An 8,053-nucleotide genomic window follows, 5' to 3' on the forward strand; every position below is an offset into this window, starting at 1 on the left:
AGCAACTCTCAGCTATCGACCGAAAATTTATCCGCAGCGAATTACTCTGTTTAGATCGAGGGAAAAGCTAAGCATGAATCATCAAGATCCGACTCTTGGCTGGAGTGAATTAACGGCCCAAAAAGTAGAGGTGATTAGAGTTCCTGGGAATCATCTTACTATGTTGAGAAAGCCCTGTGTCGAGGTGCTGGCTCAACAGCTAAAGCATTGCTTGGAGAAGGAATTAAGTCATTGAGTTGCCCGCGTGCTGGTGTGCCGCAACCGGGTTTGATGTGCGAAAGCGCTATTAGTCCTGAATCCGATCTTCATCTGCGTGAATCAGCGTCAATCCATTGTCATCTGCGATTAATACATTGTCTTTTTTTAACCGCAGATGAGGGCAGATAAACACAGATTAACGCAGATGAGTTAGATCGATTCCGGTTGCACCCTCCATCCGCGATCGTTGAGTGATGACTGTTCTGAAATGCCTCAATCTAAAATCTAAAATTGCCCAATGGATTGCGCGATGCTGAAGATGATAGCACCCAAACCTGCTGCGATCGGAATTGTCACCAGCCAAGCCGAACCAATTGACAGCAAAGTTTCCAAGCGTACTGTTTTCCAAGCTTTGATCAGCCCGACTCCGACGACTGCACCGACTAAAGCGTGGGATGTGGAAACTGGCAAACCGAAGCGGGATGCTAGCAAGACTGTGGTGGCTGTGGCTAATTCCGCGCAAAATCCGCCGCTTGGTTGGAGTTCGATGATCTTTTCGCCAACTGTGGCAATTACATTTTTACCCCAGATGGCTAAACCGATGACTATTCCTGCGCCTCCGACGACTAAAATCCACAGTGGTACGCTGAAATCCTCTGAGGGAAAGGAACCTGTGCGCCGGATGTAGGCGATCGCAGCTAGGGGAGCAACTGCATTTCCTACGTCGTTGGAACCGTGGGAAAATGCTACAAAACAGGCGCTTAAGACTTGAAATCTCGCCATTTGTTGCTCGATGAGAGAATGGCGGAGTTTCGGAGTTTCGGAGGGGGGGAGAGTGGGAGAGGGGGAGAGTGGGAGAGTGGGATAGTTTGTGTTTGTACTTCTTCCTTCTTCCTTCTTCCTGACATCCGTTACAGAATCCGTTGCCGAACTTCCTTCTTCCTTCTTCCTTCTTCCTTCTTCCTTCTCAACTGATTCTAATTTTTTCCAGCTATTGAGTGTGAGGACGATCGCCCCAATACTCCCGATGCCAATGACAATATCGTGAGTTGGAAGATTCCAGCCAAATCGATCGTGCGCTAGGGCGATCGCCCCTGTCTGCACCAAAGCCACATCGACAACAGACGGCAGTACAATTATCCCAAATACGCTCAGCATTGCTGCACTCAGCCAAGGTATCCACTCGCGCATTTGAGATAGAGGATCTGGCCGATCGAGAATCGAATACTTTACGACACTGTAAAATAGCGCGGCTAAAGCACCGCTGGCGATCGGTGTCGCCACCCAAGTTAGGGAGATCGTGCCGATGGTTCCCCAATTAACCGCATTAATTCCGGCTGCAACACAGCTAAAACCCGCGATCGCGCCCACCACTGCATGGGATGAAGAAACCGGCAAACCTCGACTGGTAGCGATTTGCAGCCAGATCCCGCAAGCTATCAGCACTGACACCATCCCGATTAAAAATACTTGCGGCTGAGTAGAGAACACATCTGCATTCACAACTCCTGTTGCCAGAGTTTCGGAAACTCCTTGGCCGAACAGCACTGCGCCGGAAAATTCCAGTATGCCTGCAACAATTATTGCCTGCCGCAGCGTTAGCGCCTTCGAGCCTACGGATGTCCCCATCGAGTTAGCGACATCGTTTGCCCCCAAATTGGCGGCGACGTACAAGGCCAGTGCAGCCATTGCCCCCAGTTGCAGAAATACGACCCCAGAGCTATCTAACATAGAAATTTTTTGACATAAAACGGGCATTTCGATATATGATAAGGGATTGTGAGTTTTGGTAAATCCCATGAAAGGCGCAGAAATAATCCGTTCTATCGAAACGGAAGAAATAAATAGAGTCAAGCAAGAACTTAATAAACAACTCCCCGAAATTTACGTGGGCGACACAGTGCGAGTCGGCGTGAAAATTAAAGAGGGTAACAAAGAACGGGTTCAGCCCTACGAAGGGACTGTGATTGCCATGCGCAACGGCGGGATTAATGAAACAATCACCGTCCGCCGCGTGTTTCAGGGCGTCGGAGTGGAACGGGTGTTTTTGATTCACTCGCCCCGCATCGCCACGATCCAAGTGATGCGCCGCGGGAAAGTCCGCAGAGCAAAACTGTACTACCTGCGCGATCGGGTGGGCAAAGCTACTCGCGTCAAACAGCGGTTCGATCGCTCCCTGTAGGAATGCACCCAGCTTTCCCTTGGTTCATGATTCATGGGAAATTGAAAAAAATCAAAAAAAAGTTTTCCATTTACGAGCGCACTGTGTTAAAATAGAAATCTAGAGGTTAAGCGAATTTCAGCAACCTCACCTGTGCGCTCTTAGTTCAGTTGGTAGAACGCAGGTCTCCAAAACCTGATGTCGGGGGTTCAAGTCCTCCAGGGCGCGCTGAATCACCAAACTTTAAATTCTGCCCGAAAGCGCCCGGACTATTGGCTGGCAACAGTCAAAACCGCAAACTTTCGGGTAGAATTAGTTTTTGTGGGCGGTTCGCAAAAAATGCCATCAACAAATGCTCGGTGTGGCTTTTCGATCGTCGGTTTCGGCGATCGGCATTTACATCGTTGAAGGGTTGGGCTTGTAAAAAAGTGATGGCTTTGGATTTGAGATTTTGGACTTGAGCGTAAGTGGTTAGTGTCAAAAAATCTGAGAGCCGCGGGCCACTCACACCATCTAAAATCTAAAATCTAAAATCGCAAGGGGGATTCAATCGTGGCGAAAAAAGACGAAGCTCAAGAAACTCAAGAAATAACGGCGCCGGGGTTTAACCCTGCGGGTTTTTTTAAGGAAACTAGAGAAGAACTCGACAAAGTGGTTTGGCCGAGCCGGCAGCAGCTAATCAGCGAGTCTTTGGCCGTGCTTTTGATGGTAATCCTCTCAGCAAGCCTGATCTATTTTGTGGATAATTTCTTTAACTGGGGCGCGGGAAAGGTGTTTGGGCCATGACTTTTGCATCAGAAGAATCTGAGTATTCCACAGAAGCGACGGGACAGGCAGCATCGCCAGAGGTGCCGGAGATTGATGCTCGCTGGTATGCTGTTCAAGTTGCCTCTGGCTGCGAAAAGCGCGTGAAGGCAAACTTGCAGCAGCGGATTCAAACTTTGGATGTTGCCGATCGCATCGTTCAAGTCGAAATTCCGCAAACTCCGGCAGTCAAAGTCGGCAAAGACGGTTCCAGGCGGCAGTCAGATGAAAAAATCTTTCCCGGCTACGTACTCATCCGTATGTTTATGGACGAGGATACGTGGCAGGTGATCAAGAATACCCCGAATGTAATTAATTTTGTCGGGGCAGAGCAGAAACGCCGCTACGGGCGCGGCAGGGGTCACGTCAAACCGCTACCTCTGAGTCATTCGGAAGTAGAACGGATCTTCAGAAACGCTCAGGAATCAGAACCAGTTGTCAAAGTATCGATGTCTGCTGGAGACCACGTTGTGGTACTTTCCGGGCCGTTTAAGGATTTTGAAGGTGATGTGATTGAAGTTAGCCCGGAACGAAACAAGCTCAAAGTTTTACTCTCGATTTTTGGGCGCGATACGCCTGTAGAATTGGAGTTCAATCAGGTTCAGAAACAGAACTAACTAATGGCAAAGAAAGTTGTTGCAGTAATTAAGTTGGCGATTACGGCGGGAAAAGCCAACCCAGCTCCTCCGATCGGCCCAGCCCTGGGTCAGCACGGCGTCAATATTATGATGTTTTGCAAGGAGTACAATGCTAGAACAGCAGACCAAGCGGGTCTGGTGGTTCCGGTAGAAATTTCGGTTTTTGAAGACCGCAGTTTTACGTTTATTCTCAAAACCCCGCCGGCGTCGGTTTTGATTCAAAAAGCCGCTGGCATTGCTAAAGGTTCGGGAGAACCTAATCGCAAGCAAGTAGGGACGATTACACAGGCTCAGTTACGAGAAATCGCTGAAACCAAAATGCCTGACCTCAATGCTAATGATGTTGAGGCTGCTATGAAAATTGTGGCAGGAACGGCTAAAAATATGGGCGTGGCGATCGCGGATTAAAGTCAGTTGTCAGTTGTCAGTTGACAGTTGGCAGTTGTCAGTAATTCAGGATTTTGAAGCTAAAATCTTCAAGCTCAAATCGCAAATCCTAAGTCGGTTCAGGGGGAGAAGCAAAGCTTCGCTAGTAACCGAAAACTGATAGATTTTAAGATTGCCCGATAGGTTCAATCTAAAATCTAAAATCTAAAATCTAAAATCGACTGACCCCAGGAGATAACAATGGCAAAGAAAGTATCGCGAAGACTGCAAGAACTTCAAAAGAAAGTTGAAGACAGACCTTATCTACCGCTGGAAGCTCTGCAACTTTTGAAAGAAACAGCAACCGCTAAGTTTGGCGAAGCGGCTGAAGCTCACATCCGTTTGGGAATTGACCCGAAATATACTGACCAACAGTTGCGGACAACTGTATCGCTACCAAAAGGAACTGGTCAAGTAGTCAGAATTGCGGTGATTGCTAAGGGCGAAAAAGTTAAAGAAGCTCTAAATGCCGGCGCGGATATTGCTGGTTCTGAAGAGTTGATCGATGAAATTCAGAAGGGCATGATGGACTTCGATTGCCTGATTGCTACCCCAGACGTGATGCCGTTGGTGGCAAAATTGGGCCGGTTGTTGGGCCCGCGCGGTTTGATGCCTTCTCCGAAAGGTGGCACGGTGACGACTGACATTGCTCAGGCGATCAACGAGTTTAAAGGTGGTAAACTAGAATTCCGTGCCGATCGAACTGGCATCGTTCATGTTATGTTTGGCAAGGCAGCTTTCTCAGCGGAAGATTTGCTCGTCAACCTTCATGCTTTGCAAGAAACTGTTGACCGCAACCGTCCTTCTGGTGCTAAAGGTCGCTACTGGCGTAGTTTGTACGTATCCGCAACAATGGGCCCGTCGATCGAAGTCGATATCAGTGCTCTGCGCGATACCAAACTTGATGCTGCGTAGAAAGAATTAAGCAGAAGGCAGAAGGTAAAAGACAGCTTCGGCTGTCTGTGTAAATCTCTCACAAGACTTACGCCAGACCCCTGCTAATGTCTGCCTTCTGGTGATAGCCTAATCAAAAATCAATAAGCTGAAGACCGCAGGTGCCGACCGCTTAATTTCCTGCCGAGGCTGAAGAAATAAAAACTCAAGATTCAAAGATTAGAAATTTTCTATTTTTAATTCTGACTTGTTAATTTTTAATTCTCTGCCCCGGCTCGAAGGTCGGGGTTTTTGACGGGCAGTTTTCGATCCTAAAAGGAGGTGAAATAAGTATGGGCAAAAGTTTAGCAGTAAAAAATGAGATTATTGCAGACCTCAAGCAAACCTTGAGCGAATCTCAACTGGCGATCGTGATTGACTACACGGGCTTAACTGTTGCTGAAATAACAGATTTGCGTCGGCGTTTGCGTCCGAAAGGCAGCAGTTGCCAAGTGGCAAAAAACACGCTGATGCGAATTGCTGTTGAAGGCAACGAAACCTGGCAGCCGATACAAGAATTGCTGACAGGTACGTCGGCGTTTCTGTTCGTGCAAGAAGATATTGGCGGCGCGATTAAAGCTTACCAAGAATTCCAAAAAGTCTCTAAGAAGACTGAACTTCGCGGCGGCGTGATGGAAGGACGGGTACTGAAAGAAGCTGATGTTAAAGCATTAGCCGATCTGCCGTCGAAAGAACAACTCATGGCTCAAATTGCTGGCGCTATCAACGGTGTCGCAACCAAGTTGGCTGTGGGTATCAATCAAGTTCCTACTTCGATCGCTCGCGGTCTTAAAGCTTATGCTGAAAAAGACGGCGATTCAGCAGAAGTAACAGCAGAAGCACAACCAGAAGCGCAACCAGAAGCAGAAGCAGAAAGCGCATCTGTGTAAGTCATTAGTAATTAGTCATTAGTCCTCAGTCATTAATATTTAGCAATATATAGAAGACTGGAGACGAAAAACTAATGATGAATGAGCAAATCTCAAATCCGAAATCCCAAACCTACAATTGAACTAGGAGTTTAACGAATGTCTACTGCAACTGATGAAATCTTGGAAAAACTTAAGTCTCTGACTTTGCTCGAAGCTTCTGAATTGGTCAAGCAAATTGAAGAAGCTTTCGGCGTCAGCGCTGCTGCTCCTGTAGGCGGCATGATGATGATGCCTGGTACGGGTGGTGGTGCTGGTCCTGAACCCGTAGAAGAGCAAACTGAGTTTACTGTCATGCTCGAAGAAGTTCCTGCTGACAAGAAAATAGCAATTCTGAAGGAAGTCCGCGCAATTACCGGTCTGGGCCTGAAGGAAGCAAAAGATTTGGTAGAAGCCGCACCGAAAGCAGTTAAGGAAGCTATTGCTAAGGAAGCTGCTGAAGAAATGAAGAAACAGCTTGAAGCTGTGGGCGCAAAGATTTCTATCAAGTAATCAGAGAATGTAGTTGATATCAATTCCGGTGACACCGGAATGATGGTTAACAGTTAACTGTTAACCGTTAACTATTCCCTAAAATTAATCGCGCGATAGTTACATCTCTCGCGCGATTAATTATTTTTGGCGTAGAGAAACGGCGGGAGTGCGGTGTCCTCTTAGATTTTAGAGGCGGCTTCTATCTGCCGCACGACTGTTAAAGCAGAATAGGACACACCCGCAGTTCCTTCTCCGGGATGGGTGGAGTCGCCTACTAAACATAAGTTTTTAATTGGTGTGCGGTTTGCAAATCCGAAGGGGCCGAAGGTTGGTATTCGCTGGCCGATGCCGCCGACAACTCCTTGATCTCTAGCTGTGTAGCGGGCAAAGGTGCGGGGTGTGGCGGCTTCTTGGTGTATGATCGACTCTGGCGTCAAATTGAAATATTCGCTCAAACGGGCGATCGCCCCTGCGGTATATTTTTGCTTTAATCCTTCATAATCAACCGAATTCCACCACATTCGAGTATCAGTAAATGAGGAAGCGATAATTGTCGCCATTCCCTTCGGTGCTCGGCCATCACCCGGATGGCTGACAGAAACAAATAATGAATTATTCTCCCCAATCTCGCCGTCGTAATCGTAGAGAAACTGAAGGTGCGGCGGACAATTTTCTGGAATTGCGCTTTCATGGACTCCCAAATATATGACAAATGCACCGGATGCAGGCGGCAGTTTATCGACTCGATATTTGTAGCCTGCCATTTGATTTGGAAGTTGGTTTGTTGTCTCTGAAGTCTCTGATTTAACCGATAAATTCTCTGTTAAATTATCTGTTGAATTTCCGACAATCGGCTCGCTTGACAACAATTTTACTAAATTTTGCGCTGTCACGTTGGCAACAATGCGATCGGCTGTTTCTCTCCAAACTTCGCCTGTTTTTTGATTGCGAATCACTGTACCGGTGGCTGTACCATTTGCTGTGACAATACTTTCAACTGTGTGGCGCAACAGGACTTTGCCACCCTCTCGTTCGATCGCCTCTACCAGTCGATCGCTCAATACCTGCATACTTCCTTGTAGATGATACAATCCCTGCGGCTCTTGCGAAACTCCTAAAGCCGTCGCCGCGTAAAGTAGCGCCGTTTCTTCGGTATCCACTTGAGAATACAATTTTAACTGCAAATCCAGAAAAGTTTTCAAGCGCAAATTGTCGCCCAACCCACAAAGCCGCAAAGCATCTCCCACTGTCATAAAAGTGAAAGGCAAAGTAATTAGAGTATCGGGGCGAACTGCTTGAATTAATTGCCAGAAATCCCAGAAGTTTCTGGGCGGTAAAACTGGATCGCGCCCTTGAAAGTTCCAGCTAGCTTTGAACAATGCAGACAATAATTGCCAAAAAGGTTCGCTTCCGGGAAACTGCCGCTGCCTTTCTTCCTGCCACTTTTGCGGATCTCGCCACACGCTAATCGGTGCGGTTTCTCCCGGCAA

General features: G+C 47.5%; 11 protein-coding genes, 1 tRNA gene and 1 other annotated feature. Of the genes, 9 read left to right on the forward strand and 3 right to left on the reverse strand.

All coding sequences use genetic code 11. From position 1 onward, the window contains the following. Positions 1 to 235: hypothetical protein (locus QUA38_RS18510; protein ID WP_333164258.1), on the forward strand; the 235-nt coding region annotated here is incomplete at its 5' end. A 248-nt stretch (positions 236 to 483) separates the two neighbouring features. On the opposite strand, the gene QUA38_RS18515 is transcribed toward QUA38_RS18510, so the two are convergent. Further along, complete coding sequence (locus QUA38_RS18515; RefSeq protein WP_445305071.1) at positions 484 to 1,956, reverse strand: inorganic phosphate transporter; 1,473 nt, start codon at positions 1,954 to 1,956, stop codon at positions 484 to 486. A gap of 40 nt (positions 1,957 to 1,996) precedes the next feature. Between QUA38_RS18515 and rplS the strand changes: the two genes are divergently transcribed. Beyond that, positions 1,997 to 2,380, forward strand: a complete 384-nt coding sequence (gene rplS / locus QUA38_RS18520; protein WP_172186532.1) for a 50S ribosomal protein L19 — start codon at positions 1,997 to 1,999, stop codon at positions 2,378 to 2,380. A gap of 134 nt (positions 2,381 to 2,514) precedes the next feature. Next, a tRNA-Trp gene (locus QUA38_RS18525) sits at positions 2,515 to 2,587 on the forward strand. A 58-nt stretch (positions 2,588 to 2,645) separates the two neighbouring features. Here the strand turns inward: QUA38_RS18525 and QUA38_RS18530 are convergent. Then, on the reverse strand, positions 2,646 to 2,840 hold the full coding sequence (locus tag QUA38_RS18530) for a hypothetical protein (protein ID WP_333164263.1): 195 nt from the start codon (positions 2,838 to 2,840) through the stop codon (positions 2,646 to 2,648). Between the two features lie 71 nt (positions 2,841 to 2,911). Here QUA38_RS18530 and secE point away from each other — a divergent pair, with 71 nt between their 5' ends. The 6 genes from secE to rplL all read left to right on the forward strand — a co-directional run bounded on the left by secE (position 2,912) and on the right by rplL (position 6,581). After that, positions 2,912 to 3,145, forward strand: coding sequence for a preprotein translocase subunit SecE (gene secE / locus QUA38_RS18535; RefSeq protein WP_332980948.1), 234 nt, complete (start codon positions 2,912 to 2,914; stop codon positions 3,143 to 3,145). Further along, positions 3,142 to 3,780 carry a transcription termination/antitermination protein NusG gene (gene nusG, locus QUA38_RS18540; protein WP_333164265.1) on the forward strand — a complete coding sequence of 213 codons (639 nt, stop codon included), beginning with the start codon at positions 3,142 to 3,144 and terminating at the stop codon, positions 3,778 to 3,780. The genes secE and nusG overlap by 4 nt, the downstream gene beginning before the upstream one ends. A 3-nt stretch (positions 3,781 to 3,783) precedes the next feature. Beyond that, positions 3,784 to 4,209 (forward strand): 50S ribosomal protein L11, encoded by a 426-nt coding sequence (gene rplK / locus QUA38_RS18545; protein WP_006635588.1) that lies wholly within the window; start codon positions 3,784 to 3,786, stop codon positions 4,207 to 4,209. A 219-nt stretch (positions 4,210 to 4,428) separates the two neighbouring features. After that, entirely contained in the window at positions 4,429 to 5,142 is a 714-nt protein-coding gene (gene rplA / locus QUA38_RS18550) for a 50S ribosomal protein L1 (protein WP_190663916.1), read from the forward strand. A gap of 109 nt (positions 5,143 to 5,251) precedes the next feature. Beyond that, positions 5,252 to 5,390 (forward strand) — a sequence feature (ribosomal protein L10 leader region). Between the two features lie 63 nt (positions 5,391 to 5,453). Further along, positions 5,454 to 6,050 carry a 50S ribosomal protein L10 gene (gene rplJ / locus QUA38_RS18555; protein WP_333164268.1) on the forward strand — a complete coding sequence of 199 codons (597 nt, stop codon included), beginning with the start codon at positions 5,454 to 5,456 and terminating at the stop codon, positions 6,048 to 6,050. A gap of 138 nt (positions 6,051 to 6,188) precedes the next feature. Beyond that, positions 6,189 to 6,581 (forward strand): 50S ribosomal protein L7/L12, encoded by a 393-nt coding sequence (gene rplL / locus QUA38_RS18560; RefSeq protein WP_333164269.1) that lies wholly within the window; start codon positions 6,189 to 6,191, stop codon positions 6,579 to 6,581. A 161-nt stretch (positions 6,582 to 6,742) separates the two neighbouring features. Here the strand turns inward: rplL and crtD are convergent. Continuing rightward, positions 6,743 to 8,053: C-3',4' desaturase CrtD (gene crtD, locus QUA38_RS18565; RefSeq protein WP_333164271.1), on the reverse strand; the 1,311-nt coding region annotated here is incomplete at its 5' end.

Source organism: Microcoleus sp. Pol12B4 (genome assembly GCF_036701385.1).
Lineage (GTDB): Bacteria > Cyanobacteriota > Cyanobacteriia > Cyanobacteriales > Microcoleaceae > Microcoleus.

What these genes read in the sequence shown, in the direction of transcription:
- QUA38_RS18515 (WP_445305071.1), bottom strand. Translation starts at nt 1,956, where the DNA reads ATGCCCGTTTTATGTCAAAAAATTTCTATGTTAGATAGCTCTGGGGTC.
- rplS (WP_172186532.1), top strand. Translation starts at nt 1,997, where the DNA reads ATGAAAGGCGCAGAAATAATCCGTTCTATCGAAACGGAAGAAATAAAT.
- nusG (WP_333164265.1), top strand. Translation starts at nt 3,142, where the DNA reads ATGACTTTTGCATCAGAAGAATCTGAGTATTCCACAGAAGCGACGGGA.
- rplK (WP_006635588.1), top strand. Translation starts at nt 3,784, where the DNA reads ATGGCAAAGAAAGTTGTTGCAGTAATTAAGTTGGCGATTACGGCGGGA.
- rplA (WP_190663916.1), top strand. Translation starts at nt 4,429, where the DNA reads ATGGCAAAGAAAGTATCGCGAAGACTGCAAGAACTTCAAAAGAAAGTT.
- rplJ (WP_333164268.1), top strand. Translation starts at nt 5,454, where the DNA reads ATGGGCAAAAGTTTAGCAGTAAAAAATGAGATTATTGCAGACCTCAAG.
- rplL (WP_333164269.1), top strand. Translation starts at nt 6,189, where the DNA reads ATGTCTACTGCAACTGATGAAATCTTGGAAAAACTTAAGTCTCTGACT.